Here is a 26,895-nt window from a genome sequence, read left to right as displayed (position 1 = left end):
CGCGCTCATCAGAGAACCTCCTCCGTGCCGGCCCTGCGCAGGTAGCCGAAGACCACCGCGAGGATCGCCGCCATCAGCAGGAACGACAGCGCGGCGCCCTGCGGGTAGTCCAGCCGGACCAGGAACGCCGAGTCGATGACGTTGCCGATCATGTATTCGTTCGGGGTGCCGAGCAGTTCGGCGTTGATGTAGTCGCCGCTGGCCGGGATGAAGAACAGCAGCGTGCCGGCGACCAGACCGGGCATGGACAACGGCAGGGTCACCCGGCGGAACGCCTGGACGCCGCTCGCGTACAGGTCGTTCGCAGCCTCCAACAGCCGGGGGTCCAGCCGCTCCAGGCTCGCGTACAGGGGCAGCACCAGAAACGGAAGGAAGTTGTACGTCAGGCCGAGCACCACCGCGAACGGCGTGGCCAGCAGCCGCCCGTCCGGCGCGAGCAGGTGCACGTCCCGCAGCAGGCCGACGAGCGCGCCGTTGTCCGACAGGATCGTCTTCCAGGCCAGCGTGCGGACCAGGAAGCTGGTGAACATCGGCGCGACCACGCACACCAGCAGCAGGTTCTTCCACCGGCCGGCCTTCTGCGCGATGGCGTACGCCAGTGGGTAGCCGAGCAGCAGCGCCAGCACCAGGGCCAGTCCGGCGTAGCCGAACGAGCGCAGCAGCTGCGGCCAGTACGCCTGCACGACGTCCGGATAGTTGCCGAACGCCCACGTCATCGCGTACCCGGTGGAGAGCGAGCCGCTGGGGTCGTAGAGGCTCGCCGCGGCGAGCTGCAGCAGCGGCACGCCGAAGAACACCAGCAGCCAGACCGCGCCGGGCAGCAGCAACAGGTACGGCAGGAGCCGGTGCCGCCCGGATCGGCCGGCCGGTGGTGGAGGCGCCGGCTGCCCCGGTCTGGTGGGGGCCAGGAGGGTCATGACGACGCGCCCACCGGCTCGTCGAGCACCGGCGTGGTCCGGTCGGTGTCGGCGGCGTCGCGCGCCAGCAGGAACGCGTGGCGCGGATCCCAGTACGCCACGGCCTCGCTGCCCACCGGCACCGGCACCTGGGCGCCGTCGTTCGCCGCGAACACCGACAGCTCGGTGCCCCAACCGGTGCGCAGCAGGTACTGCGTGCTGACCCCCACGTAGGAGGCGTCGGTGACCACACCGGTGAGGTGCTGGTGTCCTCGGGGGACCTGGTCGGCGGAGCCGACCAGATGCAGCTTCTCCGGGCGTACCCCCAGGTGGACCGGACCCCGGTCGGCGCGCGACCGGCCGGCGGGCACCGAGAAGCGCGCGCCGTGCGCCGTCACCGCGACCTCGCCGCCGCTCGTGCCGGCGGCCTCGCCGGCGAGCAGGTTGGACTGGCCGAGGAAGTTCGCCACGAACGCGGTGGCCGGGAACTCGTAGAGGTCGGCCGGGGCGCCCTGCTGTTCGATCCGGCCGGCGTTCATCACCGCGACGGTGTCGGCCATGGTCATGGCCTCCTCCTGGTCGTGGGTGACGTGCACGAACGTGATGCCAACCTCGGTCTGGATGCGCTTCAGCTCGATCTGCATCTGCCGGCGCAGCTTGAGGTCGAGCGCGCCCAACGGCTCGTCGAGCAGCAGCACCTGCGGCTGGTTGATCAGAGCGCGGGCCAGCGCGACCCGCTGCTGCTGGCCACCGGAGAGCTGGGCCGGGCGGCGGGGGCCGAAGCCGTCGAGCTGCACCAGCGACAGCATCCGCCGGACCTGGTCGTCGACCGAGCGGATGCCGCGCCGCCGCAGCCCGAAGGCCACGTTCTCGAAGATGGTGAGGTGCGGAAAGAGCGCGTAGCTCTGGAAGACCGTGTTGACCGGCCGCTTGTACGGCCGCAGCCGGGCGATGTCGGTGTCGCCGAGCAGCACCTGGCCGCTGGTCGGCTCCTCCAGCCCGGCGATCATGCGCAGCGTGGTGGTCTTGCCGCAGCCGGACGCGCCGAGCAGCGCGAAGAACGAGCCCTGGCTGATCGTCAGGCTGAGGTCGTCGACGGCGGTGAAGATGCCGAACCGCTTGGTGAGGTCGGCCAGGCGCAGGTCGCCTGCGGGTGTCTCGCGCGCCATCGGAGTCACGCCCCGATGACCTGCTGGAACTTACCCTCGTACTCCTTCTCCTGCTTTTCGTCCAGGGCCATGAACACCTTGGACTTCGCCAGCAGCGCGTCGTCGGGGAAGATCAGCGGGTTGGCGGCCAGGTCCGGGTCGATCTTCTCCATCTCGGCCTGGGCGCCCTTGACCGGGCAGATGTAGTTGACGTACGCGGCGAGCTTCGCCGCGACCGCCGGCTCGTAGTAGTAGTTGATCAGCGCTTCGGCGTTGCCCTTGTGGGTGGCCTTGTTCGGGACCATCATGTTGTCGCTGTAGAGCATCGCGCCGGAGTCCGGCGCGACGAACTGCACCTTTTCGTTCTCACTGGAGAGCTGGATGACATCCCCGGACCAGCCGATGCACGCGGCGATGTCGCCCTTGGCCAGGTCGGGTGCGTAGTCGTTGCCGGTGAACTTGCGGATCTGCCCGGAGTCGACTGCCTTCTTGAGCTTGTTGAGCGCGTCGTCGAACTGGGCGGCGGTGAAGTTCGACGGGTCGTGCCCGTTCGAGCCGAGCAGCAGACCCATCGTGTCGCGCATCTCGCTGAGCGCCGTCACCTTGCCCTTGAGGTCGGGGCGGGTCAGCAGCTCGTCGACCGTGCGCAGCTCCTTGGTGACGCTGCCGTTGAACGCCAACCCGGCCAGGCCGGACTGCCACGGGATCGAGATCCGGTTCTCGGTGTCGAACGAGCGGTTGAGCAGCGACGGCAGCAGGTTCGCCTGGACGTTCGGGATCTTTGCCGCGTCGAGCTTCTGGATCCAGCCGAGCCGGATCATCCGCGCGGCCATCCAGTCGGTCAGCACGATGATGTCCCGGTCGGTGCTCTGGCAGGCGGCCAGCTGGTTCTGCACCTTGCCGAAGAACTCGTTGTTGTCGTTGATGTCCTCGGTGTAGGTGACCTGGATGCCGGTCTTCGTGATGAACTCGTCCAGGCTCGGCCGCTTCGACTCGTCCTTCTCGTCGACGTCCATGTACTGCGGCCAGTTGGAGAAGGCCAGCTTCTTCTCGGTGCCGGACAGGTCCTCGCTGACGCAGCCGGCCTCGGTCTGCTGGGCGCCCTTGGTGCCGCAGCCGGCGAGACTGCCGCCCGCAGCGAGCAGGGCGGCCGATCCGAGAGTGCCGGTGAGCAGTCCACGCCGGGAAAGGGGCCGGAGGGGAGTACGCATGACGACTCCTAGGGGGTCATCGTCGGCGGGCGGGACGGGGGAGGCGCGCGCCGGCGGGAATGTCGGGAGGGTCAAGTACCAGGGACGACTGATCCTGACATGAGACACCCTCTCTCACAAGGGATTCCGTTGCGGGGTTAGCGATGCACGACGAAATACGCCAGACTGCGCGGGGACACACGCACGACATCACGATTCGGGACATGGGGAGCGCACGATGACGAACCGGCAGCACGAGAGCGGCAACGGCGGTCGACGCGTCGCCGTACGTGAAGGCGCCAATCACGCTCTGCTGGACGACGTGGCCAAGCAGATCATCGAACAGCTCCAGGAGGACGGCCGGCGGCCGTACGCGACGATCGGCAAGGCCGTCGGCCTGTCCGAGGCGGCGGTCCGCCAGCGGGTCCAGCGGTTGCTCGACTCGGGCGTCATGCAGATCGTCGCGGTGACCGATCCGCTCCAGCTCGGCTTCCCCCGCCAGGCGATGATCGGGCTGCGTACCGACGGCGACCTGGAGGCGGTGGCCGACCGACTGGCCGAGCTGGACGAGGTCGACTACGTGGTCATCACCGCCGGATCGTTCGACCTGCTCACCGAGGTGGTCTGCCGCAACGACGACCACCTGCTGGAGATCCTGCAACGGCTGCGCGCGGTGCCCGGCGTGCTCGCCACCGAGGCGTTCGTGTACCTCAAGCTGCGCAAGCAGACCTACACCTGGGGTACGGCCTGACGCACCGCTCGTCGGCGCTCGTCGGCGCTTGATCGACTCGGCTTTCCGGAAGTCGGGGTGTCCGGGTGGCCCTGATGCCCCGGTTTCCGTGAACCCGAGTGGATCAGCGGCCTGCTGCGCCCACCGTGCCTGCCGCGCCGACGAACGACGCCCAGGCGGTCGGGGCGAAGGTCAGGGTGCCACCGTCGGGGTCCTTGCTGTCCCGCACCAGCACCCGGCCGGGCAGGTTGTCGGCCACCTCGACGCAGTCACCGCCGTTGTTGCTGCTGCGGGTCGAGGTGCGCCAACGGGCGTCGGTCATGTCCATGTCGTGGCCACTTCCCTGATCAGCTCGATCGACCGGCGTTGGGGCAGCGCCTCACCGGCGACGCTCTCCCACCTGCGTCCCAGGCTAGCGACGTCGAGAGGATCGGTCACGATCTGACCGCGGAGCTGGTTGTCGAGATACGCCAATTCCGTCCCGTCGGGCAGGCGGCCCAGCACGAACGGCCCGGCGAGGCCGGTGTGCCACGGGCTCTCGGCGGGGATGACCCGGACCTGCACGTGCTCCCACTCGGCAGCCGAGGCGAGGTGCCGGAGCTGCCCGGCCATCACCGACCCGTCGCCGACCGGCCGGCGCAGCACCACCTCGTCGATCACCGCTACGAGCTGGGGTGGGGCATCGCGGCAGAGGACCGCCTGCCGGTCGATCCGGCTCGCCACGATCTGGTCCACTTCGGAGACTGGGACCAGCCCGCCCGTGTTCAGGACCGCCCGGGCGTACCCCTCGGTCTGAAGCAGGCCCGGCACGAGCAGCGGTTGATAGGAGCGGATCGAGGTCGCGTCCTGTTCCAGCTCAGCCCACGGCCGGAACCACGGCAGGTCCCGGCGGCGGAACGGCTCCGGCCAGAGGTCGGCGGCGTCGCGGCGTAGGACCTCCGCCACCGCGATGCGGGTACGCGGGTGCGGAATGCGCCCCGCAGCGAGCCACCGCGCCGCCGTCTTGGGGTCGACGCCGACCTTCTCGGCCAGCGACTCGACCGTCTCCCCCGCCTCGGCCATCGCCACCCGCAACGCCTCGTTCGCCATTCGGATCCTCCCGCCCGCCGGACACACACCACAACTCCGCTCGGTACGGAGCGCCCAGCCACGTCATGCCCGCTGCGCCGCCCCGCTCGGTAGAGAGCAGCGCCCCGCTCGGGTGCTGAGCCGCCCCGCGTGGAGCAAGCTGTGCCGCCCCGCTCGGCACACGCTGCGGCGCACGATAGCCACGCTGAGTGTCGATGTCTCCGGCCTACCGGCGTGTTGCGGTGGGACGTGTTGGCGTGCATCCAGGACGCCCACCGAGCGCCCCCGAGGTGTCCCACCAGCGTCCCGACGCTCACCTCGCACCGCCCCTGCCGATGATCCACTCGACGTCGCCGAAATCGCGGTATCAACCACGCCCCGATGGCACAACATCGGCGAACTGGAGTGGATCAACCGTGCGGCGCGGGGCGAACGGTGGCGCGCGGGGCGAACGGCGGCGCAGGGCAGGCACGTGCCCCACATCTGGGGCAGCTCGACAGGGCTGGAACCCCATACCGGCAGGTCACGCAGCGATGCGAAATCCGTTGCCGAGACTGCAACCGCTCGCTGATTCCGTCGTGCCTGGCCCATCACGCCACTGATACCACTTGCCTATGAGCCCAAGACTGTGCGATAACCGTTGGCAGAGCGGCCGGCTTCACCCTTTGACCGGCCCGACGACCGATGGGGCTGACATGGCCAACGCCACCGACCACCTCTGGATGCACTTCACCCGGATGGCGAGCTACTCCGCCGGCGAGGTGCCGACAATCGTTCGCGGCGAGGGCGCGTACGTGTGGGACGCGCAGGGCCGCCGCTACCTCGACGGGCTCGCCGGGCTGTTCGTCGTCAACGCCGGTCACGGTCGCACCGAGCTGGCCGAGGCCGCCGCCAAGCAGGCCGGTGAGTTGGCCTACTTCCCGCTCTGGTCGTACGCGCACCCGAAGGCCGTCGAGCTGGCCGAGAAGATCGCCTCGCTCACCCCCGGCGACCTGAACCGGGTCTTCTTCACCACCGGCGGCTCCGAGGCCGTCGAGGCGGCGTGGAAGCTGGCCCGGGCCTACTTCAAGCGCACCGGTCAGCCCAACAAGTACAAGGTGATCAGCCGGTACATCGCCTACCACGGCACTTCGATGGGCGCGTTGTCGATCACCGGTCTGCCCGGCATCAAGAGCGACTTCGAGCCGCTGGTGCCCGGCGCGATCAAGGTGCCGAACACCAACTTCTACCGGGCGCCCGAGCACGGCGACGACGCGGAGGCGTTCGGCCGCTGGGCCGCCGACGAGATCGGCCGGGCCATCGAGCGGGAGGGGCCGGACACGGTCGCCGCGGTCTTCCTGGAGCCCGTGCAGAACTCCGGCGGCTGCTTCCCACCCCCGCCCGGCTACTTCGAGCGGGTCCGGGAGATCTGCGACGCGTACGACGTGCTGCTCGTCTCCGACGAGGTGATCTGTTCGTGGGGTCGGCTCGGCGAGTACTTCGGCGCCGTCCGCTACGGCTACCAGCCGGACATCATCACCACCGCCAAGGGCATCACCTCGGGGTACGCGCCGCTCGGCGCGATGATCGCCAGCGACCGGCTGATGGAGCCGTTCCTCACCGAGACGGGCATGTTCGCCCACGGGGTGACGTTCGGCGGCCACCCCGTCTCCTGCGCGGTGGCCCTGGCCAACCTGGAGGTCTTCGCCCGTGAGGACCTCGTCGGGCACGTACGCGCCAACGAGGCCGCGTTCCGGGCCACCCTGGAGAAGCTGTACGACCTGCCGATCGTCGGCGACGTGCGGGGCGACGGCTACTTCTACGGCATCGAGCTGGTCAAGGACAAGACGACCCGGGAGACGTTCGACGAGGCCGAGTCGGAGCGGCTGCTGCGTGGTTTCCTGTCGACCGCGCTGTTCCAGGCCGGCCTCTACTGCCGGGCCGACGACCGGGGCGACCCCGTCATCCAGCTCGCCCCGCCGCTGATCGCCGAGCAGCAGCACTTCGACGAGATCGAGCAGATCCTGCGCACGGTGCTGACCGAGGCGTGGTCGCGGCTCTGACCATGCGCTACGAGGACCTGTCGTACTGGCTGTCCACCCTGGACGAGCCGCTGACCCCTCGACCCGCGCTGCCCGGCGACACGGACGCCGACGTGGTGATCGTGGGCGCCGGCTACACCGGGCTGTGGACGGCGTACCACCTGGCCCGGGCCGATCCGACGCTGCGGGTCGTCGTCCTGGAGCGGGAGATCGCGGGGTACGGGGCGTCGGGGCGCAACGGCGGCTGGTGCTCGGCGCTCTTTCCCACGTCACTGACCGGGCTGGCCCGCCGGCACGGCCGCGACGCGGCTGTCGCCATGCAACGGGCGCTGCACGACACCGTCCGTGCCGTGGGCCGGGTGGTCGCGGCGGAGGGCATCGACTGCGACTGGGCCGACGGCGGCACCGTCACGCTCGCCCGCACCGGCCCGCAGCTCGCCCGGGCCCGGGCCGCCGTGGATGAGGCCCGCGCGTTCGGCTTCGGCGCCGAACACCTGGCGCTCCTCGACGCCGACGAGGCCGCGGCCCGGTGCGGCGCCGAGGGGGTACGCGGTGGGACGTACACCCCGCACTGCGCGACAGTGCACCCGGCGAAGCTGGTGCGTGCTCTGGCGCGGGCGGTGGAACGCCTCGGGGTGCGGATCCACGAGCAGACCACGGTGACCGCGATCCGGGCCGGCGCGGCTCGCACCCCGGCGGGGACGGTCCGGGCGTCGGTGGTGGTGCGGGCCACCGAGGGGTACACGCCCATGCTGCCCGGCCTGCGCCGCGCGGTGGCGCCGGTGTACTCGCTGATGGTGGCCACCGAGCCGCTGCCGGCACAGGCCTGGGAGCGGATCGGCCTGGCGGATCGGGAGACGTTCTCCGACCATCGACACGTGATCATCTACGGCCAGCGGACGGCGGACGGTCGGCTGGCCTTCGGCGGGCGCGGCGCTCCGTACCATTTCGGGTCCCGGGTCTCTCCCGGCCAGGACCGGGAGCCACGGGTCTTCGCGGCGCTGCGACGGACCCTGGGCGAGTTGTTTCCGGTGCTCGGGCCGGACGTCCCGGTGACCCACGCCTGGGGCGGCCCGCTCGGGGTGGCCCGGGACTGGGCCGCCTCGGTCGGCTTCGACCGGGCCAGCGGGCTGGCCTGGGCGGGCGGTTACGTCGGGGACGGGGTGGGCGCCAGCAACCTCGCCGGCCGCACCCTGGCCGACCTGATCCGCGGCCAGCGCAGCGAGCTGACGAGCCTGCCCTGGGTCAACCACCGCTCCCCCGGGTGGGAGCCGGAACCCCTGCGCTGGCTGGCGATGAACGCGGCCCTGCGCGTCATGACCAGCGCCGACGCCAAGGAGAACCGGACCGACCGACCTTCCCGCCGCGCCAGGACACTCTCCCGCCTCCTGGGGCAGTGACCGGGCTCAGTGGTTCGGGGGGATCACCCGGAGGTGGCCCCGGCGGCCCGTCTGGTGGGGGCCTTCCGGGTGGGCCTGGTCGGGCTCCGGAGGGCGGGGCGCCGGGCGGGCGGCCTCGCGAACCGCCTCGGCGAGCGCCACCAGGTCGTCGGTGGTGGGCGGGGGCGGCTCGAACTCGCCCTCGTGCCGCACCACGTCCCAGCCGCGCGGAGCGGTGAGGCTGCGGGCGTGCTGCTCACACAGGTCGTACGTGTGCGGCTCGGCGAACGCCGCCAACGGGCCCACCACGGCTGTCGACTCGTTGTAGACATAGGTCAATGTGGCGACCGCTTGCCGGGGGCAGCCGTTACGGGAGCAGCGCCGTGGTGACCTCACGGCGGCAGGGTATCTCCATTACCGGGTCCGGCGCATCGCTTCGCGTTGCGACACGCCCGTCGTGGTGATCACAATTCCCGGTTCGGGTCGCGCCGCGCCAGAGGAGTGCCGCTGCCGCTGGCCGGCCCGGCACGGGGACTACCCTTTGCCTCATGACGAGCCCGGAACACCGCCGCCCCGGCTCCGGCCGGCGTGCGCACCGCGACCGGCACGGGCGTGGCCTGCGCGGGCGTCTGGTGCCGGCGACCGTGCCGTTGGCGCGGACCAAGGCCGAGGTCTTCGACGACCTGGTGCTGGACACCGTCGAGACGTTGGAACGGCGGTTCGCCAAGGAGCTGGCCGGTGTCGAGTTCGCCGTCGAGGACGTCCCACCGGACCTGAACGTCTACGACTCCGACGTGCTGGAGGACGGCGAGGTGCCGCTGGCCCGGCTGCTGCCCGGCCGCCCCGGCCGCCAGGAGGTGCCGCCGCGCATCGTGTTGTACCGGCGACCGTTGGAGTTCCGTGCCATGGACCGCGAGGATCTGGCCGACCTCGTCCACGACGTGATCATCGAACAGGTGGCGAACCTGCTCGGGGTCGATCCCGACGAGCTGGCCTGAGCCGCACGCGCCAGCGAACCGCGCGCCCGTACGACGGCTGAGCCGGGCGGCCCCCACCGCCCCGACCCTGCACCGCTCAGGCGGCCCGCCGCTTCAACTTGCGCCGCTCCCGCTCGGAGAGCCCACCCCAGATGCCGAACCGCTCGTCGTGGCCGAGAGCGTATTCGAGGCATTCGGTCTTGACCTCGCAGCGCGAGCAGATTCGCTTCGCCTCGCGGGTCGAGCCGCCCTTCTCGGGAAAGAACGCCTCGGGGTCGGTCTGCGAGCACAAGGCCCGCTCCTGCCACTCCGGCGCGTTTCCGAGCAGGTCGGCCACCTCAAGCTGGCCGTCCATCAAATGCCTCCTTGTCGCGCACCGGCGTCATCGCCGCTGCAACCCCCCACGCGAAAGGCGTGCTTGTCCGTCCGGTCCCTTTTGTTGCGTTCCGTGCGAACAACCCCATTCAAATTACACGCGTGTAATGCGTGCGCCGTCAAGCCAAACTTGATAATGGAGTCGCCCTCCCGACACCCCTGGTCGGCCACCAGGACCGTCCCAGCCTCGCAACCTGCCCTATCGATTCAGACCCCGGCCGAGTAACGCCCTCTCCGGCGAGTTGCCCGACTTTTCTGCCGTGGCGCTCCCCCCGACGGGAGACCGCCAGCCCCCTCTCGCAAAGCTGATCTTGGTGGGGGACAGGTTAACGCGGCGCGGCGCAGACCGCCCGTCGAGCCGTGGACAGCATTCGCACCCCGCCCACGATGTGGACGGGGTGCGAGTGCAAAATGGCGCTCCGGGGTCAGCCGGTGGCCCCAAAACCGCTGCTGGGCCACACGAACTCGGCGATCCCTCCACCATGGACAGAAACGACGCCGGCGGACGTGTCCTCGTCCCACCAGACGGTATACATCCCGGCGGGAAGATCGGGATAGACCGCACTGTGGAACGACCCGTCCCGCACCCGGCGCTCCCGTACCGCCGAGTGGACGCGTCGATCATCGCCGCGGCTGATCTCGATCTCCCGGCCGTGCAGATCCCGACCGGTGTAGACGATCAGGGCACCGGTGTCGCCACCCAGTTCGAGGACGACACTCCCCGTCTCCGACGGCCCGTACGTGTGCTCGTGCATCCGCCGCTCCCCCCGCCGACGATCAGGACGACGCCGGCGGGTTGTTGAACCCGTCGTACGGCGTACCGAGGTAGGGGAAGCTCGCGAGGAACGGGGCGGTCACGTCGGCGGCGCTCAACCCCGGGGTGACCGCGGCGGCCGCCGCGTCCGGGCGGAACGTCTTGTCGACCAGCGGGACGGTCAACCCGGCGATCGCCCGCAGCGCGATGCTCACCACGTCGTCGCCGACCCGCCGCCCGTTGGGGAAGCCGGCCAGGTCGCCGCCGAGCACCCCGAACCGGTCCGGCTTGCGGTTCGGCGGGATCGCCGTGTTCAGCCGCAGCATGTCGGCCTGCAGGTCGCCGGTGGCGTTGGTGAAGCCGTCGATCAGCCCGGCCGGCACGCCGGTGAGCAGGATCGCCACCAGGTCGGCACGGGCCTTCTTCGACTTGTTGAGCTTGTCCAGGTTGGGAAAGACGTCCGGGTACAGGGCCGGCAGCAGCGCGGCCAACTCGGGCCGCTCGACGAACTGGGCGAACCGCTTGTCCTCCGACGGTGGCAGCGAGTTCCACAGGTCCTTCTTGGACATCGGCACGATGACCTCGTTGAACAGCGGATTGCCCAGCCGGGAGACCTGCGTGAACGGGCCGGTGGAGGTGTCCTGCGCGACCCGGTCACCGAGCACCCGGACCTGCCGGCGCGACGCCGACGTCCACACGCCGAGCACCGACGCCGGGTCGGCCGCGCCGTACCGGCTGGCACGGCGACGCACCTGCTTCAGCGGCACCTGCACGGCGAGGCTGTGCACGTTCATCCGGTCGGTGGCGTTGACCGGCTCCCCCTCGGACTTGAAGATCTTCTTACCGGCGACGTGCAGCTGCTGGAACGGCCGCAACGTGCCGAGGTCGAAGATCGCCCCCAGGTCGACGAAGAAGCCGTCCGCACGCTGGCCGGCGAAGACCCGCTCCCCCGTCGACAGGGTGTAGGTGGCCTGCCGGACGAGGTCGGCGTACTTCGGGGTGGACAGCGGGCCGACGTTGCACGGCGGGCAGGGCAGCTTGTGCGCGAGGCGGTGCTCCCGGCCGTCGGTCACCCGGGTCAGGCTGTAGAACTGCCGGCGGTTCCAGTTCCTGCTGTCAAGCGACTCGATCGGCCCGGTGTTGTAGAGGTAGCTGTTCGGGTTGGTGATCTCGGTGGTGAACTCGAACCGGTAGGTGACGTCGGGCTGACCGTCACCGTCGTTGTCGATGTGGATCTCGTAGCGCACGTCGTCGCCGAACTCGAAGAAGTTCGGCCCGCCGGACGGGAGCTGCAAGGGCACGTAGTTGGCGATCAACGTGACCGTGTCGGGCTTGTCGGGGCTGACGAACGCGTAAAGGTCGGAGCTGTCGGCGACCGGATCCTTGGCTATCTCCGGGGCCTCGCGGTGGGAAGACATGGCGGACCAACCTCACTGGGCGGGGACTGATGGCGGGTCGGGACGGTGCGGGGTCAGCGCCGGGCTGCGCGCCGCAGTCGGTCCGCCAGGCCACGGTCGCGTACCTCGATCCGGGACTCACCGACGAAGACGTCCATCGTTCCGGACGCGGCGTCGCGCAGGTGCACGACGATCGGCTCATCGGCCCGACCCGCGGCGCCCGGCGCGTTCTGCGCCGCCGACAGGCCCGGCACGGTGAGCGCGGCGGCGCCGAGGGTGGCGCTGGCCGCGGCGGTCAACGTCTGCCGGCGGGTCAGTCGCGGCCACTGCCGCTTCCGCTGATCACTGGTCATGGGCAACCTTTCCGGCGGCGGCGCGTACGCGCCCGCGGTGACGGACGGGTCCGGTGCCGTCGGGGTGACGCCGCCGGGCCCCTGAAGGGGACACCGGCGGCGGTCCTCGCCGCGACCGCCGCCGGCACCGCGTGGTACGGCCGGCGGCGGGAAAAGGTTCGACCTCAGCGCGGAGCGTGACCGTACGCAGTCGATCGCTTGCGCGCCGGACGACCGGCAGCCTTCGCGATGGCCCGCAACTGCTCCTCGGTACGCGCCGACCCGTTGTCGGAGCCGGCCATCCGGGAGATGGTCTCCTCCATCAGGGTGCCGCCCAGGTCGTTGCAGCCGCCCTGGAGCATCGCCACGGTGCCCTCGTCGCCGAGCTTCACCCAGGAGCACTGGATGTTGTCGATCCGGCCGTGCAGCAGTAGCCGCGACATGGCGTGCACGACCCGGTTCTCCCGCCAGGTCGGCCCCGGGCGGGCGATGCCGGCCAGGTAGATCGGCGCGTTGGTGTGCACGAACGGCAGGGCCACGAACTCGGTGAACCCGCCGGTGCGGTCCTGCACGCCGGCCAGCACCCTAAAGTGCGCCAGCCACTGCCCCGGGTGGTCGACGTGGCCGTACATCATCGTGGAGCTGGACCGGATGCCCAGCTCGTGGGCCGTGCTGACGACGTCGACCCAGGCGGCGGCCGGCAGTTTGCCCTTGGTGAGCACCCAGCGCACGTCGTCGTCGAGGATCTCGGCGGCGGTGCCCGGGATGGTGTCCAGCCCCGCCTCGCGCAGCCGGGTCAGCCACTCGCGCACCGGCACGCCCGCCTTCGCGGCGGCGGTGACGATCTCCATCGGGGAGAACGCGTGCACGTGCATCTCCGGCACGCGGGCCTTGATCGCGCGCACGATGTCCGCGTACCCGGTGACCGGCATCTTCGGGTCGATGCCGCCCTGGAGGCACACCTCGCTGGCGCCGGCCGCCCACGCCTGCTCGGCCCGGTCGGCGACCTGGTCGACGGAGAGCCGGTACGCGTCCGCGTCCCGCTCACGCTGGGCGAACGCGCAGAACCGGCAGCCCACGTAGCAGACGTTGCTGAAGTTGATGTTGCGGTTGACCACGTAGGTGACGTCGTCGCCGACCGCGTCGCGGCGTACGTCGTCGGCGAGCCGGCACAGCTCGTCCAGCGCCGGCCCGTCCGCGCCGAACAGCGCCAGCGCCGCGTCGGTGTGCCGGGGATCGAGCAGCGCCGCCGGGTCGTCGACCGCCAGCCGCAGCCCGGCCGCCACGTCACGGTCCGCGCCACTGCCGGTCGATTCCGGCGGTACGCCCGCACGTCGCGCCGCCGCCTCGGGAGTGACCTTGCCGGCGACCTCGGACCAGTCGCCGTAGACGCTGTCGAAGTCGCCGCGCCGGTCGTCGGTGCGGCCGGTGGTGTCGATGGTGGCGTGCAAGTCGGTGCGCCCGCCGAACGTCTCCTCCGGCTCCTGCCAGGGACGCCCCTGCGGGAGGGCCGACTCGACAGCCATGCCGGTCGCCGGGTCGGCGAGGGCGCTCACGTGCGGCAGCAGCCGCGGGTCGAGCCACGGGTCACCGGCGCGCACGTACTCCGGGTAGATGGTCAGCCGCTCCCGCAGCGTGAACCCGGCCAGCTCGGTGTGCCGGGCCAACTCCTCGATCTGCGGCCACGGGCGCTCCGGGTTGACGTGGTCGGGGGTGAGCGGGGAGACGCCACCCCAGTCGTCGATGCCGGCGCGCAGCAACAGGTCGTACTCGCCGGCGATGAGGTTCGGCGGAGCCTGGATGCGGGCCTTCGGGCCGAGCAGCAGTCGGGCCACCGCCACCGTGGCGGCCAGGTCGTGCAGTTCCGCGTCGGGCATGCCCCGCATCGCCGTGTCCGGCTTGGCGCGGAAGTTCTGCACGATCACCTCCTGGAGGTGGCCGTACTCCCGGTGCGCGCGGCGGATCGCGAACAGCGCGTCCACCCGCTCGGCCGGCGTCTCGCCGATGCCGATGAGGATGCCGGTGGTGAACGGCACCCCGACCCGCCCCGCGTCGTCGAGCACCCGCAGCCGGACCGCCGGCGCCTTGTCCGGCGAGCCGTAGTGCGGGCCGCCCGGCTCGGACCACAGCCGGGTGGCCGTGGTCTCCAGCATCATGCCCATGCTCGGCGCGACCGGCTTGAGCCGTTGCAGCTCCGACCAGGACAGCACCCCAGGGTTGAGGTGCGGCAGCAGGCCCGTCTCCTCCAGCACGGCCACCGCGCAGGCACGCAGATAGTCCAGAGTGGAGTCGTAGCCGCGCTCGTCGAGCCAGCTCCGGGCCGCCGGCCAGCGTTCCTCCGGCCGGTCACCGAGGGTGAACAGGGCCTCCTTGCAACCCTGCGCCGCGCCCGCCCGCGCGATCGCCAGAACCTCGTCGCGGTCCAGGAACGGCGCCGGCAGCCGGTGCGGCACGGTCGCGAACGTGCAGTAGTGGCAGCGGTCCCGGCAGAGCCGGGTCAGCGGAATGAAGACCTTCTTCGAGTACGTGACCACGCCCGGCCGCCCGGCGTCACGCAGCCCGGCGTCGCGGATCCCCCCGGCGGTGCGGAGCAGCTCGTCGAGCGCGTCGCCACGGGCGGCGAGAAGCGCGGTCGCCTCGTCGACGTCCAGCGCGCGCCCGGTCGCGGCCCGGCCCAGGGCCCGCCGCACGCTCGCCTCGCTCGGACCGGAGTGGGTGCGATCAACCATCCACTCAGCCTATGCGCAGCGCGGGCCCGACCCACCAGACCCAGCCCGCACCGTGGGAAACCGCACCCCATGATCACTTGATGCGTCGGTGGAGGGGCGGGCACCGCCTGCGGCTCCTTTGCTCTGCTTCAACCTACGCAACACCGCGCGTCCGATATCCGGACGCCGGCTGTTGCCTCGGTTGAAGCAGAGCAAAGGAGGACCCGACCATCACCAGCCCGGAGGTGCTGGCGGCTCAGCGGGGCTGGTCGGGGTGCGTGGCGGGGTTGATGTGTTGGGTGCGGTCGGGGTCGGCCGGGCGTCCGATGGCCTGGGTGGGGTCGGCGGAGGCCGGCTCGGCGGACTGGCGCGGGATCGTCTGCGTCGGGTCCGCCGACGGCGGCTGCCCGAACGGCGGCGCGGGCGGCGCCGACTGCGGGGCGGGGTTGGCCGGCGGCGCGGACTGCGGGAACGGCGGCGCCGACTGCGGAGCGGCCTGGAACGGCGGCGCGGACTGCGGGGCCGACTGCGGGTGCGGCGGCGCGGACTGCGGGGCCTGGAACGGCGGCGACGGCTGGCCGTACTGGCCGGGGAACTGCGCCGGCGGATAACCGCCCGGCTGACCGGCCTGCGGGTAACCGCCCGGCTGGCCGGGAGCGGGCCATCCGCCCTGCGGCTGACCGCCGGGCTGACCGGGAGCCGGCCAACCGCCCTGCTGCGGCTGCGGCCAACCCGGCTGCGGCTGGCCGTAGACGCCCGGCTGCGGCTTCGGCTTGGGGACGTAGTAGAACGCCCGCCAGATGGTGAACACCACCCAGGCGGCCACCGCGAAGATCACCAGCCAGGCGAACCGGGCGAGAAGGCCGAGCAACGCGTCGAGGATCTCGGTCTCGGCGAGGCGGCCCACCGTCCAGATCAGCATGGTGAGCGTGCCGAGCAGCGCGCTGACCGCGTACTCACCAAGCGCCACCTGCGTGATCAGCTTCGCCTTCGGCAGGACCGGCGCGACGTGGGTGGCCAGCAGGACGGCCAGCAGCGGCAGCACCACCGCCTCCACCCCGATGAACGCGGAGAACTGGTCGCCCGCCCGGTCGGTGAAGTCGCGGTAGTCGTTCGGGGTGAGCAGCCGGAGCAGCCCCACGAAGAGGAACACGGCGTTGGCGCCGAGCAGGGCGAGCGCACCCAGTTCGCGCAGTGGCTTGGTCAGCTGGCGGGCCTGCGTCGCGTCGGCGGACGCGGGCTCGGCGGGGCTGGTCACGAGCTCCCCCTCGGGGCAATAACGGACAGGGCGCACGTGAGCCTAGTCTCCCATGCCACCGGCGGACCGGAGGCGTCTCGTACGCGAGGATGGTCGACATGCGCATCGTGGTTCTGGCCGGCGGCATTGGCGGCGCCCGGTTCCTGCTCGGCGTCCGGGCGTACGCCCGCGAGGTCGGCGCCGAGGTGACCGCCGTTGTCAACGTCGGCGACGACCTGTGGCTGCACGGGTTGAAGATCTGTCCCGACCTGGACAGCGTCATGTACACGCTCGGCGGCGGCGCCGACCCCGAACGGGGCTGGGGTCGGGTCGGCGAGAGCTGGACGGTCAAGGAGGAGTTGGCCGCGTACGGGGCGGAGCCGACCTGGTTCGGCCTCGGCGACAAGGACATCGCCACCCACCTGGTGCGCAGCACCATGCTCAACGGCGGCTACCCGCTGAGCGCGGTCACCGAGGCGCTGTCGACGCGGTGGCAGCCCGGCGTACGCCTGCTGCCGGCGACCGACGACCGGCTGGAGACCCACGCGGTCGTCGGCGACGGTGACGAGGGCCAGCGGGCGATCCACTTCCAGGAGTGGTGGGTGCGGTACCGGGCCGACATCCCCACCCACCGTTTCGTCTTCGTCGGCGCGGAGACGGCGCAGCCGGCGCCGGGGGTGCGGGAGGCGATCGGTGCGGCCGACCTGGTGTTGATCGCGCCGAGCAACCCGGTGGTGAGCATCGCGCCGGTGCTAGCCGTACCGGGGATGCGCGAGGCGGTGACCGACGGCCCGGCGCCGGTGGTGGGTGTCTCGCCGATCATCGGCGGCGCTCCGGTCCGGGGAATGGCTGACCGCTGTCTCGCCGTGCTCGGGGTCGAGTGCAGCGCGGCCGGTGTGGGCCGGCTCTACGGCCCTCGGGCTGCGGGTGGGCTGCTGGACGGCTGGCTGGTGGCCGAGGAGGACGCCGACGCGGTGGTACCGGAGGTGACGGTCCGCGCGATGCCGCTGCGGATGACCGACGAGGCGGCGACGGCGGCGATGGTCCGCGCCGCGGTGGAGTTGACGTGAGGCTGGAGATCCTGCCGGTGCTGGGCATCGGCCACGTGACCGAGGGTGACGACCTGGCGGCGGTGATCGCCACCGCTGCGCCGTGGCTGCGCGACGGCGACGTGCTGGTGGTGACCAGCAAGATCGTCTCCAAGGCGGAGGGACGGCTGGTCGATGTCCCGGCGGACGGGCCGGAGCGGCTCGCCGCGCGCGAGGAGGTGCTGGCCGGTGAGACCGCCCGGGTGGTGGCCAGCCGCGGGGCGACCCGGATCGTGCAGACCCACCACGGCTTCGTGATGGCCTCCGCCGGGATCGACGCGTCGAACGTCGACAAGACCCGGCTGGTGCTGTTGCCGGTGGATCCGGACGCGTCGGCGCGGGAGCTGCGCGCCGCGCTGCGGGAGCGGTACGACCTGGACGTTGCCGTGATCATCAGCGACACGATGGGCCGGCCCTGGCGCAACGGGCTTACCGACGTGGCGCTCGGGGTGGCCGGGATGCCGGCGATCCGCGACCATCGGGGCGAGGTGGACCCGTACGGCAACGAGCTGCAGCTGACCCAGATGGCGGTGGTGGACGAGCTGGCGGGCGCCGGCGAGTTGATCAAGGGCAAGTGTGACCAGGTCCCCGTGGCCGTGGTGCGCGGCTACCTCGCGGCGACCCGCGCGGACGACTCCGACGGCGCGCGGACGCTCATCCGTGATGCCGCGCAGGACCTGTTCTCGCTGGGCACCGCCGAGGCGCGGGCGGCCGGGCTGGCCGAGGCCGCGACCCTCACCGAGGCGATCGACCCCGAGCCGGTCGACCCGGCCGCGGTGCGACGGGCGCTCGACGCGGTCGCCGAGGTGGTGACCCCCGGCACGGTCTTCACCCTCATCGACGAGGCGGAGGTACGCGCCGGCCTGGTCGCCGAGGTGCCGGGCTGGCCGGCCGACGCCAGCGCGCTGGTGCTCGGCACCGCGCCGGCGCCCGTCGACCCGATGGACCTGGTCCGCTTCGGCGCCGACCTGCACCGGCTGCGCGTCGCACTGGCCGCCGAGGGTGTCCGGTCGACGCTGCTGCCTCCGCCGGCCGGCAGCCCGGCCAGCGCCGCGCTCGCCCTGTGACCGCGCGGCCGGGCCGGACTCACGCGTCCAGGACGGCCCGGCCCAGCGGGGTCAGCGTGTGCAGCACGGTGTTGCGGTCGCGGTGACTGACGAGCAGGCCGGCGTTGCGCAGCACTGTGGCGTGCTGGCTGGCCGCCGCCGGTGAGATGTTGAGCCGGCGGGCCACTTCGCCCGTGGTGCAGCCGTCGTGGCTGGCCTCCAGCACCGCCGCCCTGGTCCGGCCGAGCAGTGCGGCCAGCGAGTCGCGACCGGCGCTCGACGTGGCCAACGCGTCCCCGTCGGTCGCGGCGAGCCCGCCCAGCCGGTCCACCGGATAGACCAGCACCGGCGGCAGCGCCGGGTCGAGCAGGGCGACCGGGGTGCCCGCGCAGAAGAACGACGGCACCAACAGCAGCCCTCGACCGTCCAGGTGCAGCTCCCGGCTGTGCGGGTAGTCGCGCACCTCGAGCACCCCGCTGTCCCAGCGCATGCGCGGGCGGAGGCTGGCCAACAGCCCTTCGACGCCGCCGTCGAGCAGGGCCCGTGCGCGGCGGGTGCGGTCCGCTGCCACCGCCGACTGGATCCGACTCCAGTACGGGTCGATCGCCAGCGACCGGTACTGCTCCATGGAATCCGCGAGGTGGCGCAGCGTCGCCACGTCACCGCGGGCCAGCGCGGCGGCCGAGGACGGCAGCTGGTTCTCGGCGGCCAGCAGGGTCACATCCCGCTGGAGCAGCGGGGTCGGCGTGCTGCGCACCGCTTCCAGCCCCGCCGCGAAACCCTCCACGCTGGCGTACGGGGTCAGGAAGTCGGGGAAGTAGCCGCGCGGCGGGTTCAGGGCGAAGAGCAGTCGGAGCTGATCGGAGGCGACGTCCTGGCGCAGCCCGCGGGTCACGGTGCGCCGCCAGGTCGACGTCAACGGATCGCGGTTGCGGCCCTGCAACACGTGCAGGCTGAGGACCAGCTCCCAGACCGGGTCGGCCGCCGGCGCCACCCGGGTCCGGAGAATGTCCTCGCCGGAAAAGTGGATCTTCAGCATGGAGCGCTCCCGTGTCGCCGGCAGAGGGATGCCGAGCGACCGTTCGACTCTACCCGGCCGGCAGTTATCTCCATCTTTAAGCCTGAACTGAAAAACCTCGACGCCTCCCCGGCCAGTTAGGCATGCTTCCAGTGCCCGAGCACGGCACCGACACGTCACGGACGTGACCGGCGCCGGGGCACCGGGAACCGGGGAGGGACCGGTGATCGGGCGGCACCACGAGGGTCTGCGGCCCTTGCTCCGCGGAGGTGCCGTCCGGTCATCCCGTCGACGCAGTGCGTCGGCCCCGCTCAGCCGACCCAGAGCGCGACCCGATGGTCCTCGTCCGTGACGTAGAACGGCCGCCCGTCCAGCTCGGCCAGGCCCTCGACGTGATGAAACGGCGCCAGGTCGGCCACCTCTTCGCCGACGAGCCGGCACGCGTCGCCCGTCCGCCCCGCCGGGAACCGGAACCGCACGTGCCGGGACGTGACCGCGCCGCCGCCCGGATGGTCGTCGAGCAGCACCGACCCCTTGCCCAGCGCGTCGATCGAGCCGATCACGGCCGCGTACCCGCCGTCCGGCGTCGGCGCGATCGCCCGGAAGCCGGTCAGCTCACCCGGCGGGGTCACCCCGGTCACCGCGTACGCCCCCAACGCCCGGGGCCACACCGGGTCCGCGGCGAACATGCCCGGCACGCCGGACACCTCCACCAGGACCGGCTCGCCGGCCCCGGTGACCGGAAACCGCAACCCGAGCAGCACCGTGCCGTCCGGCGTGAAGGCCGCGGCCTCCACGTTCAACGGGAGGTCGTCCGGGGTCAGGCGCGTCACCCAACTCTTCGCCCGACTGGTTCCCCGCGCCAGGGTCTCCACGATGAACCGGTCGCGCACCCGCTTGCCCGGCGGCAGCAGGGTCAGCGGCGACGCGGCGAGGGCGTCGTTCACCGCGCGGTGCAGCCGGAACCGGTTGCGCACCACGTGCACCGGCAGCGTGCCGGCCGCCGCGTCGTCCTCGCGGAACCGGGCCACGAACGCCCGACGGGGGCGCAGCGGGCCCGCCTTCGAGCCGAAGTGGGAGCCGAAGACGTACACCCAGCCGTCGTGGTGCGCGAGCGCCTCACCGTCCTCGGTCCGGCCGTTCTCGACCCCGGCGTCCGCCGTGACGTGCCGGGCCGTCCACTCACCGTCGTCCAACTCCAGCAGCAGGGCCAGGCAGCGCTCCACCGGGCCCTCGTCCAGCACCGTCCAGAAACCGCGCCGAGCACCGTACGACCGCAGCAGCGCGGACGAGCGCACCGGCAGCAGATCGCTGGCCTCGTTGCCGGCCACCACGAATTCGACGAGTCGCAGGGTCACCGCGCCAGCGTACGGAGAGCGCGCTCGTACAGTGACGGGGTGCCTGACACCGCGCTCACCGGACCCGCCGTCGACCCCACCGATCCCGCGTCGTACGCGACGCTGCACGCCGACGCCGTCGCCCTGCTGGAGGGCTGGCAGCCGACCAGCCCGGCGGCGGCCGACGCGCGGGACCGGACCCTCGCGCTGCTCGCCGCCGGGCCGGTGGCGATGAGCCGGCAGCACCGCCCCGGCCACGTCACAGCGAGCGCGCTGGTGCTCGACCCGACCGGCGCACGGGTGCTGCTCTGCCTGCACGCCAAGTTCGGCCGCTGGGTGCAGCTCGGCGGGCACTGCGAGCCGGTGGACCGGACGCTTGTCGGGGCCGCGCTGCGCGAGGCCATCGAGGAGTCCGGCATCGACGGCCTGCGCATCGATCCGGTGCCGATCGACATCGACGTGCACGAGGTGCTCTGCCAGGGTGGGTCGCGCCACTACGACGTCCGGTTCGCGGTGGTCGCCCCGCCCGGCGCCGTCGAGCAGGTCAGCGACGAGGCCGAGGAGCTGGGGTGGTTCCCGCCCGATCGGCTGCCCGAGCCGCTGGCCGGCGGGACGGCGCAACTCATCGAGCCGGCCCTCGCGGCGCTGGGCAGGTGGTGACACCTCGTCGTGGCCCGCGCACGAGTACGCCGGCGACAGCGGCTTGCACCGCCATCGCCGGCGCTACGAGGTCACCCGCCGGGGTCGAGGGTCAGACGTAGCCCTCTTCGCCCCGCTCCTTCAGCTCGTCGACGAGGAGCTTGACGTCCTGGGCCCGGTCACGCGGGCAGACCAGCACCGCGTCCGGGGTGTCCACCACGATCAGGTCGCGCACGCCGAGCACCGCCACCAACCGGCCCGACTGCGGCACCACCACCAGGTTGGCGGTGTCCCGCAGGAGTACGCCCGGCTTGGCGTCGGTGCCGAGCACCACGTTGCCCGCGTCGTCGGCGGGCAGCACCTCACCCAGCGTGTGGAAGTCGCCGACGTCGTTCCAGCCGAAATCGCCAGGCACTGTGGCGACCCGACCGGCGGTGGCCGCGCCCTCCATCACCGCGTAGTCGACGGAGATCTTCGGCAGCGTCGGCCAGACCGTCCCGAGCACGTCGTCCTGCTCCGGGGTGCCCCAGGCGGTGGCGATCGCGGTGACCCCCGCGTGCAGCGCCGGCTGCTGGCGGGCCAACTCGGCGAGGAACACGTCCACCCGCCAGACGAACATGCTCGCGTTCCACAGGTGCCGGCCCGAGCGGACGTACGCCTCGGCGACCTCGGCGGCCGGCTTCTCCTTGAACTCGGCCACCTGACGCCACGGCGTGCCCTCGGCCTCGTCGCCGGTCTCCAGGTAGCCGTAGCCGGTCTCCGGCCGGGTCGGGGTGATCCCGACCGTCATCAGCATGCCCTGCTCGGCCCCCCGGACCGCCTCCTGGACCGTGCGCACCCAGCTGTCCGGGTCGCGGATCAGGTGGTCGGCCGCGAAGCTCCCCATGACCGCGTCCGGGTCACGCTGCGCGATCACCGCCGCGGCCAGCGCGATCGCCGCGCAGGAATCCCGGGGGGACGGCTCGACCAGGATGTTCTCCTCCGGCAGCCCGGTCAGCTGCCGGGCGACCGCCGCGACGTGCGCGGCGCCGGTGACCACGAGGGTCCGATCCGGTGTGGTCAGCGGCGCGAGCCGCTCCACGGTCGCCTGGAGCAGCGAGGCGCTGGTACCGGTCAGCGGGTGGAGGAACTTGGGGTGGCCGGCGCGGGACAACGGCCACAACCTTGTGCCGCTGCCACCTGCCGGGATGACCGCATAAAGCATCCGCACATCATGCCCGACGTATCCGCCCGCAGTGGCACGGGTCACCACGAGAGGCCCGAACGGTCACGACCGGGCGCGACTCCAGGCGGCGATGTGCACCTCGGCGCTGGATTCCCAGGTGAACTCCTTGGCCCGGTCGAAGCCGGCCTTCGCCAGCGACAGCCGGCGCTGCTCGTCGTCGAGCAGGGCGGCCAGGTCGGTGGCGATCTGGCCCGGGTCCTCCGAGGTGTACGCGACCGCGTCGCCACCCACCTCCGGCAGCGACAGCCGGGGGGTGGTCAGCACCGGGGCGGCGCACGCCATAGCCTCCAGGATCGGCAGGCCGAACCCCTCGCCGTACGACGGGTAGGCGGCCACCAGCGCGCCACCGAGGAAGCCGGGCAGGTCGGCGTAGCGCAGGTAGCCGGGGCGCAGCAGCCGCAGGTGGGACGGGACCTCGGCCACCGCCCGGTCGATGTCGTCGTCGTGCCCCTGCCCACCGGCGATCACCAGGGCCGGCGGGTCGACCCGGTCGGCCACCGCACGGGCCCAGCCGCGGATCAGGTTGGGCACGTTCTTGCGCGGCTCCTTGGCGCCGAGGAAAGCCACGTACGTGCTGTTGCCCAGCCCCAGCCGGGCACGCACGCGGGCCTTCTCCTCCTCGCCGGGCGCGTGGAAGGCGTCGTGGTCGACGCCGTGGTAGGCCACGTCGATGCGGGTCGGGTCGGCGTCGAGCAGCCGGATCAGCTCGTCGCGGGTCGCCTTGCTGGGCACGATCACCCGGTTGGCGCGACGCATCGAGGTCTTGATGGCGCTGCGGAAGAACGTGCGGCGGGACTTGTCGTAGTGCTCCGGCTCGGTGAAGAACGTCGCGTCGTGCACGGTGACCGTGACGGGGCACCCGGCCCGCAGCGGGCAGGTGTAGAAGGGCGAGTGCAGCACGTGCGCGCCGACCTGCTGGGCGAGCAGCGGCAGGCCGGTCTGCTCCCAGGCGAGCCGGGCCGGGCGGTGCGCCACGGCGGCCGGAGCGGGGATGATCTCCGCGCCAGGCAGCATCCGCGTGTAACGCTCCAGGTCGGTGCGGAGGCTCACCACTGCCAACTCCACCCCCGACCCGCACACCTTGCCGAGGGCACCGAGCAGACCGTCGACGTATCGACCGACACCACCACGGTCGGCGGGGACACTCGTGGCGTCGATGAGCACGCGGGGCGGGCGACCGGCGGTCACGGGGCGACTCCTTGAAGGTGGGTCTGTGGGGAACAACACTCCGGGGGTAAAGCCTACGCCGGAGTACGGGGCCGACGCTGACTGCGACCCGACGGTACGCCGACTTGTCATCGTCATCGAGTACGGGCCGCAGAGGCGTATCGTTCGCGCCGATGGCCGACAACATTGCCCGGGTGTTCGCCGACGCGATCGCGACCGACCCGACCCGACCGCTGCTGACCTGGTACGACGACTCCACCGGCGACCGCACCGAACTCTCCGGCGCGACCCTGGCGAACTGGGTGTCGAAGACCGCCAACCTCCTCGTCGACGAGGTCGGCCTCGCGCCGGGCACACCGGCCGGCGTGCTGCTCCCCCCGCACTGGCAGACCGCCGCCGTCCTGCTGGGCTGCTGGTCGGCAAAGGTGACAGTCGCCGACACACCGGGCCCGGTGGACGTGCTCTTCGCCGCCGCCGACCGGCTCGACGAAGCACAGTCCTGGCCCGCCGACGAGCGGTACGCCCTGGGCCTCGCCCCGCTCGCCGCCCCGCTGCGGCAGGTGCCGCCCGGCTTCGCCGACTACGTGGTCGAGGTACGCGGGCACGGCGACCACTTCACCCCGCGGTCCGGTCCCGGCCCCGCGGACGCGCAACTGCTGGCCCGCGCCGAGGCCCGCGCCACCGACCTGGGCATCGAGCCCGGAGCCCGGGTCCTGATCGACGCCGACCGCTACCCCGACCCGGTGGACTGGCTCCTCGCGCCGCTGACCCGGGCGGCGACCGTGGTCCTGTGCGCCAACCCCGACCCGGCCCGCCTACCCACCCGGCTAACCAGCGAAAAAGTAACCCACCCCCTCCCCTAACCCCCTGCGCCCCGCCCTGGCCCCCCGCGCCCCGCGCCCCGCGCCCCGCGCCCCGCGCCCCGCGCCCCGCGATCTTGCAGTTCCTGTCGCCGAGACGCGTGGAATGCCCCGTATGCCGCGACAGTAAGTGCAAGATCGCGGAAGCCCAGCGCCAGCCCGGGTCGATCATGGAGTCGTGGTGGGCGGGTCGCGGCGGGATGCACCTTTTGCGGGGCACCACCACTCCATGATCGACGCCAGGGGGCGGGGCGGGGCGGGGGGTGGGGGTTAGGGGTGGGGGCGGGACTTTGCGAAGGTTGCGAAGGCGGTAAGGGAATCCGGGTTCACCAGCGCGCCCTTGGCCGCGGCCTGGTCGACCGGGGTGCCGGTGAGGATCTTCTTGACCGGCACCTCCAACTTCTTCGCTGAAAGGGTGCGGGGCACGGCGCGTACCTGGTGGATCTCGTCGGGCACGTGCCGGGGTGAGAGGGCCGTACGCAGTTCGCGGCAGATCTTCTTGCGCAGCGCGTCGTCCATAGTCAGCCCGTCGGCCAGCACCACGAAGAGCAGCAGTTCACCCGCGCCTCCCTCGTCGTCCTCCAGGTGCACCACCACCGAGTCGACGACCTCGTCGAGGCCCTCGACCACCGAGTAGAACTCGGCGGTGCCGAGCCGGACCCCGCCACGGTTGAGGGTGGCGTCGGAGCGGCCGGTGATCACGCAGCCGCCCCGGGAGTTGATGGTGATCCAGTCACCGTGCCGCCAGACGCCGGGGTAGACGGAGAAGTACGCCTCGGCGTAACGGACGCCGTCGGGGTCGTTCCAGAAGCCCACCGGCATGCTCGGCATCGGCTCGGTGATCACCAGCTCGCCCAGCTCGCCGATCACCGGTGTGCCGTCGGCCGAGCGGGCCTCCACCTTGGCGCCCAGCGCGCGGCAGGCGATCTCGCCGGCGTACACCGGCAGCAGCGGCACCCCGCCGACGAAGCCGGTGCACACGTCGGTGCCGCCCGAGAGCGACTGGAGCTGTACCTGGTCGCCGACGGTCTCGTACACCCAGCGGAAGCCCTCGGCGGGCAGCGGCGCACCTGTGGAACCCACGCCGCGCAGCGCGGACAGGTCGGCGACCTCGCGGGGCACCAGGCCGGCCTTGCGGCAGGCCAGCAGGAACGGCGCCGAGGTGCCGAAGTACGTGGTGCCGGTCTCGGCCGCGAGCCGCCACAGGCCGCCGAGGTCAGGGTGGCCCGGGTTGCCGTCGAAGAGCACGATGGCCGCGCCCACCGCAGGCCCGGAGACCAGGAAGTTCCACATCATCCAGCCGGTGGTGGTGAACCAGAAGAACCGGTCGGCCGGGCCGAGGTCGTGGTGCAGGGCGAGCATCTTCAGGTGTTCCAGCAGGATGCCGCCGTGGCCGTGCACGATCGGCTTCGGCAACCCGGTGGTGCCAGAGGAGTAGAGCACGTACAGCGGGTGGTCGAAGGGCACCGGCGTGAACGTCGACGGCTCGTCGGTGGGCGCGGCCAGCTCGGCCCAGCCCAGCGCGCCCTCGGGGGCGGGGCCCGCCGGGTCGAGGTAGCCGATGCTCACGGTGTGGCGCAGCGACGGCAGGGCCGCACGGATCGCGGCGACCTCGGCGCGGCGGTCGACCGGCTTGTCGCCGTAGCGGTAGCCGTCCACGGCGACCAGCACGGTCGGCTTGATCTGCTGCCACCGGTCGGTGACGCTGCGCGTGCCGAACTCCGGCGCGCAGGACGAGAAGATGGCCCCGAGGCTGGCGGTGGCCAGCAGCAGGACGTACGTCTCGGGAATGTTGGGGGCGTACGCCGCCACCCGGTCCCCGGCGGTGACGCCGAGCCGGCGCAGACCGGCCGACACCCGGCGGACCTGCTCGCGCAGCTCCTCGGCGGTGAGGGTGACCGGCTCGCGGGTCTGGCCGTGCGCGATGACCACGGGGTCGTCGTCGGCGCGGCCCGGCATCCGCAGCACGTTCTCGGCGTAGTTGAGGGTGGCGCCCGGGAACCAGCGCGCCCCGGGCATCCCCCGCTCGGCCAGGGTGGCGGTCGGCGGGGTGTGCGCGATCACCTCGAAGTGGTCCCAGATCGAGCGCCAGAACGCGTCCAGGTCGGTGACCGACCACCGCCACAGCGCGTCGTAGTCGGCGAAGTCCAGCCCGCGGTGCTCGGCCAGCCAGCGCAGGTAGTCGCCGATCCGGGACCGCTCCAGCACGTCCGCCGGCGGCGTCCACAGCACGTCACCCACTGCTCCACCCTCCCCTGGCCTTGCACGACACTGTGAATGGGCCGTGGCGCCATCTTGCCCTA

Annotated in this window: 25 protein-coding genes; 8 read left to right on the top strand and 17 right to left on the bottom strand. The window is 72.1% G+C overall.

Annotated elements, in window-relative coordinates; genetic code table 11:
• Positions 1-8 precede the first annotated feature (8 nt).
• From AB0B97_RS14450 to AB0B97_RS14440, 3 genes are read right to left on the bottom strand one after another with little or no spacing between them, the layout of a single operon-like run.
• Positions 9-917, bottom strand: a complete 909-nt coding sequence (locus tag AB0B97_RS14450) for an ABC transporter permease (protein WP_357493758.1) — start codon at positions 915-917, stop codon at positions 9-11.
• Positions 914-2,065, bottom strand: coding sequence for an ABC transporter ATP-binding protein (locus tag AB0B97_RS14445; protein WP_357493756.1), 1,152 nt, complete (start codon positions 2,063-2,065; stop codon positions 914-916). Before AB0B97_RS14445 ends, AB0B97_RS14450 begins: the two co-directional genes overlap by 4 nt.
• Before the next feature lie 5 nt (positions 2,066-2,070).
• Entirely contained in the window at positions 2,071-3,255 is a 1,185-nt protein-coding gene (locus AB0B97_RS14440) for a spermidine/putrescine ABC transporter substrate-binding protein (protein WP_234587738.1), read from the bottom strand.
• A 217-nt stretch (positions 3,256-3,472) separates the two neighbouring features.
• On the opposite strand from AB0B97_RS14440, the gene AB0B97_RS14435 reads away from it, so the two are divergent.
• The gene (locus tag AB0B97_RS14435) at positions 3,473-3,985 is read left to right on the top strand and encodes an Lrp/AsnC family transcriptional regulator (RefSeq protein ID WP_139584073.1); all 513 of its coding nucleotides are present in this window, start codon (positions 3,473-3,475) and stop codon (positions 3,983-3,985) included.
• Between the two features lie 103 nt (positions 3,986-4,088).
• On the opposite strand, the gene AB0B97_RS14430 is transcribed toward AB0B97_RS14435, so the two are convergent.
• Both AB0B97_RS14430 and AB0B97_RS14425 read right to left on the bottom strand, forming a co-directional pair.
• The gene (locus AB0B97_RS14430; protein ID WP_357493753.1) at positions 4,089-4,292 is read right to left on the bottom strand and encodes a DUF397 domain-containing protein; all 204 of its coding nucleotides are present in this window, start codon (positions 4,290-4,292) and stop codon (positions 4,089-4,091) included.
• A complete protein-coding gene (locus AB0B97_RS14425) occupies positions 4,283-5,053 on the bottom strand; it encodes a helix-turn-helix transcriptional regulator (RefSeq protein ID WP_357493751.1) in 771 nt (256 codons plus the stop codon). The genes AB0B97_RS14430 and AB0B97_RS14425 overlap by 10 nt, the downstream gene beginning before the upstream one ends.
• A gap of 674 nt (positions 5,054-5,727) precedes the next feature.
• Here AB0B97_RS14425 and AB0B97_RS14420 point away from each other — a divergent pair.
• A complete protein-coding gene (locus AB0B97_RS14420) occupies positions 5,728-7,074 on the top strand; it encodes an aspartate aminotransferase family protein (protein WP_357493749.1) in 1,347 nt (448 codons plus the stop codon).
• Between the two features lie 2 nt (positions 7,075-7,076).
• The gene (locus AB0B97_RS14415) at positions 7,077-8,453 is read left to right on the top strand and encodes an FAD-binding oxidoreductase (RefSeq protein WP_357494278.1); all 1,377 of its coding nucleotides are present in this window, start codon (positions 7,077-7,079) and stop codon (positions 8,451-8,453) included.
• A 6-nt stretch (positions 8,454-8,459) separates the two neighbouring features.
• On the opposite strand, the gene AB0B97_RS14410 is transcribed toward AB0B97_RS14415, so the two are convergent.
• Positions 8,460-8,828 carry a DUF3499 domain-containing protein gene (locus AB0B97_RS14410; protein WP_234587740.1) on the bottom strand — a complete coding sequence of 123 codons (369 nt, stop codon included), beginning with the start codon at positions 8,826-8,828 and terminating at the stop codon, positions 8,460-8,462.
• 152 nt (positions 8,829-8,980) lie between these two features.
• Between AB0B97_RS14410 and AB0B97_RS14405 the strand changes: the two genes are divergently transcribed.
• The gene (locus tag AB0B97_RS14405) at positions 8,981-9,430 is read left to right on the top strand and encodes a metallopeptidase family protein (RefSeq protein ID WP_074316962.1); all 450 of its coding nucleotides are present in this window, start codon (positions 8,981-8,983) and stop codon (positions 9,428-9,430) included.
• A gap of 76 nt (positions 9,431-9,506) precedes the next feature.
• Here AB0B97_RS14405 and AB0B97_RS14400 read toward each other — a convergent pair whose 3' ends face one another.
• The 6 genes from AB0B97_RS14400 to AB0B97_RS14375 form a co-directional block, all read right to left on the bottom strand.
• Entirely contained in the window at positions 9,507-9,764 is a 258-nt protein-coding gene (locus AB0B97_RS14400; protein WP_007455784.1) for a WhiB family transcriptional regulator, read from the bottom strand.
• 445 nt (positions 9,765-10,209) lie between these two features.
• A complete protein-coding gene (locus AB0B97_RS14395; protein ID WP_357493747.1) occupies positions 10,210-10,539 on the bottom strand; it encodes a phospholipase in 330 nt (109 codons plus the stop codon).
• 22 nt (positions 10,540-10,561) lie between these two features.
• A complete protein-coding gene (locus tag AB0B97_RS14390) occupies positions 10,562-11,956 on the bottom strand; it encodes a DUF4331 domain-containing protein (protein ID WP_357493745.1) in 1,395 nt (464 codons plus the stop codon).
• Between the two features lie 53 nt (positions 11,957-12,009).
• Positions 12,010-12,288 (bottom strand): hypothetical protein, encoded by a 279-nt coding sequence (locus tag AB0B97_RS14385; protein ID WP_234587743.1) that lies wholly within the window; start codon positions 12,286-12,288, stop codon positions 12,010-12,012.
• A 164-nt stretch (positions 12,289-12,452) separates the two neighbouring features.
• Complete coding sequence (locus AB0B97_RS14380) at positions 12,453-14,996, bottom strand: bifunctional FO biosynthesis protein CofGH (RefSeq protein ID WP_357493743.1); 2,544 nt, start codon at positions 14,994-14,996, stop codon at positions 12,453-12,455.
• Positions 14,997-15,231: 235 nt separating this feature from the next.
• Positions 15,232-16,233: a hypothetical protein gene (locus AB0B97_RS14375; protein ID WP_357493741.1), complete on the bottom strand. Its 1,002-nt coding sequence runs from the start codon at positions 16,231-16,233 to the stop codon at positions 15,232-15,234.
• Positions 16,234-16,331: 98 nt separating this feature from the next.
• On the opposite strand from AB0B97_RS14375, the gene cofD reads away from it, so the two are divergent.
• Positions 16,332-17,282 (top strand): 2-phospho-L-lactate transferase, encoded by a 951-nt coding sequence (gene cofD, locus AB0B97_RS14370; protein WP_234584038.1) that lies wholly within the window; start codon positions 16,332-16,334, stop codon positions 17,280-17,282.
• Entirely contained in the window at positions 17,279-18,367 is a 1,089-nt protein-coding gene (locus AB0B97_RS14365; protein ID WP_357493738.1) for a coenzyme F420-0:L-glutamate ligase, read from the top strand. The genes cofD and AB0B97_RS14365 overlap by 4 nt, the downstream gene beginning before the upstream one ends.
• 19 nt (positions 18,368-18,386) lie before the next feature.
• Here AB0B97_RS14365 and AB0B97_RS14360 read toward each other — a convergent pair whose 3' ends face one another.
• A complete protein-coding gene (locus AB0B97_RS14360) occupies positions 18,387-19,385 on the bottom strand; it encodes a winged helix-turn-helix domain-containing protein (protein ID WP_234584040.1) in 999 nt (332 codons plus the stop codon).
• A 290-nt stretch (positions 19,386-19,675) separates the two neighbouring features.
• Positions 19,676-20,722 carry a hypothetical protein gene (locus tag AB0B97_RS14355; RefSeq protein ID WP_357493736.1) on the bottom strand — a complete coding sequence of 349 codons (1,047 nt, stop codon included), beginning with the start codon at positions 20,720-20,722 and terminating at the stop codon, positions 19,676-19,678.
• Positions 20,723-20,824: 102 nt separating this feature from the next.
• Between AB0B97_RS14355 and AB0B97_RS14350 the strand changes: the two genes are divergently transcribed.
• The gene (locus tag AB0B97_RS14350) at positions 20,825-21,361 is read left to right on the top strand and encodes an NUDIX hydrolase (RefSeq protein ID WP_357494276.1); all 537 of its coding nucleotides are present in this window, start codon (positions 20,825-20,827) and stop codon (positions 21,359-21,361) included.
• Between the two features lie 91 nt (positions 21,362-21,452).
• Here AB0B97_RS14350 and AB0B97_RS14345 read toward each other — a convergent pair whose 3' ends face one another.
• Together AB0B97_RS14345 and AB0B97_RS14340 are read right to left on the bottom strand one after the other, a co-directional pair.
• On the bottom strand, positions 21,453-22,544 hold the full coding sequence (locus AB0B97_RS14345; RefSeq protein ID WP_234584042.1) for a sugar phosphate nucleotidyltransferase: 1,092 nt from the start codon (positions 22,542-22,544) through the stop codon (positions 21,453-21,455).
• A gap of 63 nt (positions 22,545-22,607) precedes the next feature.
• Positions 22,608-23,753 carry a glycosyltransferase family 1 protein gene (locus tag AB0B97_RS14340; protein WP_234584044.1) on the bottom strand — a complete coding sequence of 382 codons (1,146 nt, stop codon included), beginning with the start codon at positions 23,751-23,753 and terminating at the stop codon, positions 22,608-22,610.
• A gap of 152 nt (positions 23,754-23,905) precedes the next feature.
• Here AB0B97_RS14340 and AB0B97_RS14335 point away from each other — a divergent pair, with 152 nt between their 5' ends.
• Complete coding sequence (locus tag AB0B97_RS14335; RefSeq protein WP_357493733.1) at positions 23,906-24,595, top strand: TIGR03089 family protein; 690 nt, start codon at positions 23,906-23,908, stop codon at positions 24,593-24,595.
• A gap of 267 nt (positions 24,596-24,862) precedes the next feature.
• Here AB0B97_RS14335 and AB0B97_RS14330 read toward each other — a convergent pair whose 3' ends face one another.
• Positions 24,863-26,833, bottom strand: a complete 1,971-nt coding sequence (locus tag AB0B97_RS14330; protein WP_357493731.1) for an acetoacetate--CoA ligase — start codon at positions 26,831-26,833, stop codon at positions 24,863-24,865.
• Positions 26,834-26,895 lie beyond the last annotated feature (62 nt).

The organism is Micromonospora sp. NPDC049004, assembly GCF_040649315.1.
Taxonomy (GTDB): Bacteria; Actinomycetota; Actinomycetes; order Mycobacteriales; family Micromonosporaceae; genus Micromonospora.
This window is presented reverse-complemented; position numbering and strand designations above follow the sequence as displayed.

Excerpts from the sequence above, each read along its gene's own strand:
- AB0B97_RS14400 (WP_007455784.1), bottom strand. The coding sequence starts at position 9,764 with ATGGACGGCCAGCTTGAGGTGGCCGACCTGCTCGGAAACGCGCCGGAG.
- AB0B97_RS14420 (WP_357493749.1), top strand. The coding sequence starts at position 5,728 with ATGGCCAACGCCACCGACCACCTCTGGATGCACTTCACCCGGATGGCG.
- AB0B97_RS14440 (WP_234587738.1), bottom strand. The coding sequence starts at position 3,255 with ATGCGTACTCCCCTCCGGCCCCTTTCCCGGCGTGGACTGCTCACCGGC.
- AB0B97_RS14425 (WP_357493751.1), bottom strand. The coding sequence starts at position 5,053 with ATGGCGAACGAGGCGTTGCGGGTGGCGATGGCCGAGGCGGGGGAGACG.
- AB0B97_RS14430 (WP_357493753.1), bottom strand. The coding sequence starts at position 4,292 with ATGGACATGACCGACGCCCGTTGGCGCACCTCGACCCGCAGCAGCAAC.
- AB0B97_RS14345 (WP_234584042.1), bottom strand. The coding sequence starts at position 22,544 with ATGCTTTATGCGGTCATCCCGGCAGGTGGCAGCGGCACAAGGTTGTGG.
- AB0B97_RS14385 (WP_234587743.1), bottom strand. The coding sequence starts at position 12,288 with ATGACCAGTGATCAGCGGAAGCGGCAGTGGCCGCGACTGACCCGCCGG.
- AB0B97_RS14450 (WP_357493758.1), bottom strand. The coding sequence starts at position 917 with ATGACCCTCCTGGCCCCCACCAGACCGGGGCAGCCGGCGCCTCCACCA.
- AB0B97_RS14415 (WP_357494278.1), top strand. The coding sequence starts at position 7,077 with ATGCGCTACGAGGACCTGTCGTACTGGCTGTCCACCCTGGACGAGCCG.
- AB0B97_RS14380 (WP_357493743.1), bottom strand. The coding sequence starts at position 14,996 with ATGGTTGATCGCACCCACTCCGGTCCGAGCGAGGCGAGCGTGCGGCGG.
- AB0B97_RS14335 (WP_357493733.1), top strand. The coding sequence starts at position 23,906 with ATGGCCGACAACATTGCCCGGGTGTTCGCCGACGCGATCGCGACCGAC.
- cofD (WP_234584038.1), top strand. The coding sequence starts at position 16,332 with ATGCGCATCGTGGTTCTGGCCGGCGGCATTGGCGGCGCCCGGTTCCTG.
- AB0B97_RS14405 (WP_074316962.1), top strand. The coding sequence starts at position 8,981 with ATGACGAGCCCGGAACACCGCCGCCCCGGCTCCGGCCGGCGTGCGCAC.
- AB0B97_RS14435 (WP_139584073.1), top strand. The coding sequence starts at position 3,473 with ATGACGAACCGGCAGCACGAGAGCGGCAACGGCGGTCGACGCGTCGCC.
- AB0B97_RS14445 (WP_357493756.1), bottom strand. The coding sequence starts at position 2,065 with ATGGCGCGCGAGACACCCGCAGGCGACCTGCGCCTGGCCGACCTCACC.
- AB0B97_RS14390 (WP_357493745.1), bottom strand. The coding sequence starts at position 11,956 with ATGTCTTCCCACCGCGAGGCCCCGGAGATAGCCAAGGATCCGGTCGCC.
- AB0B97_RS14360 (WP_234584040.1), bottom strand. The coding sequence starts at position 19,385 with ATGCTGAAGATCCACTTTTCCGGCGAGGACATTCTCCGGACCCGGGTG.
- AB0B97_RS14395 (WP_357493747.1), bottom strand. The coding sequence starts at position 10,539 with ATGCACGAGCACACGTACGGGCCGTCGGAGACGGGGAGTGTCGTCCTC.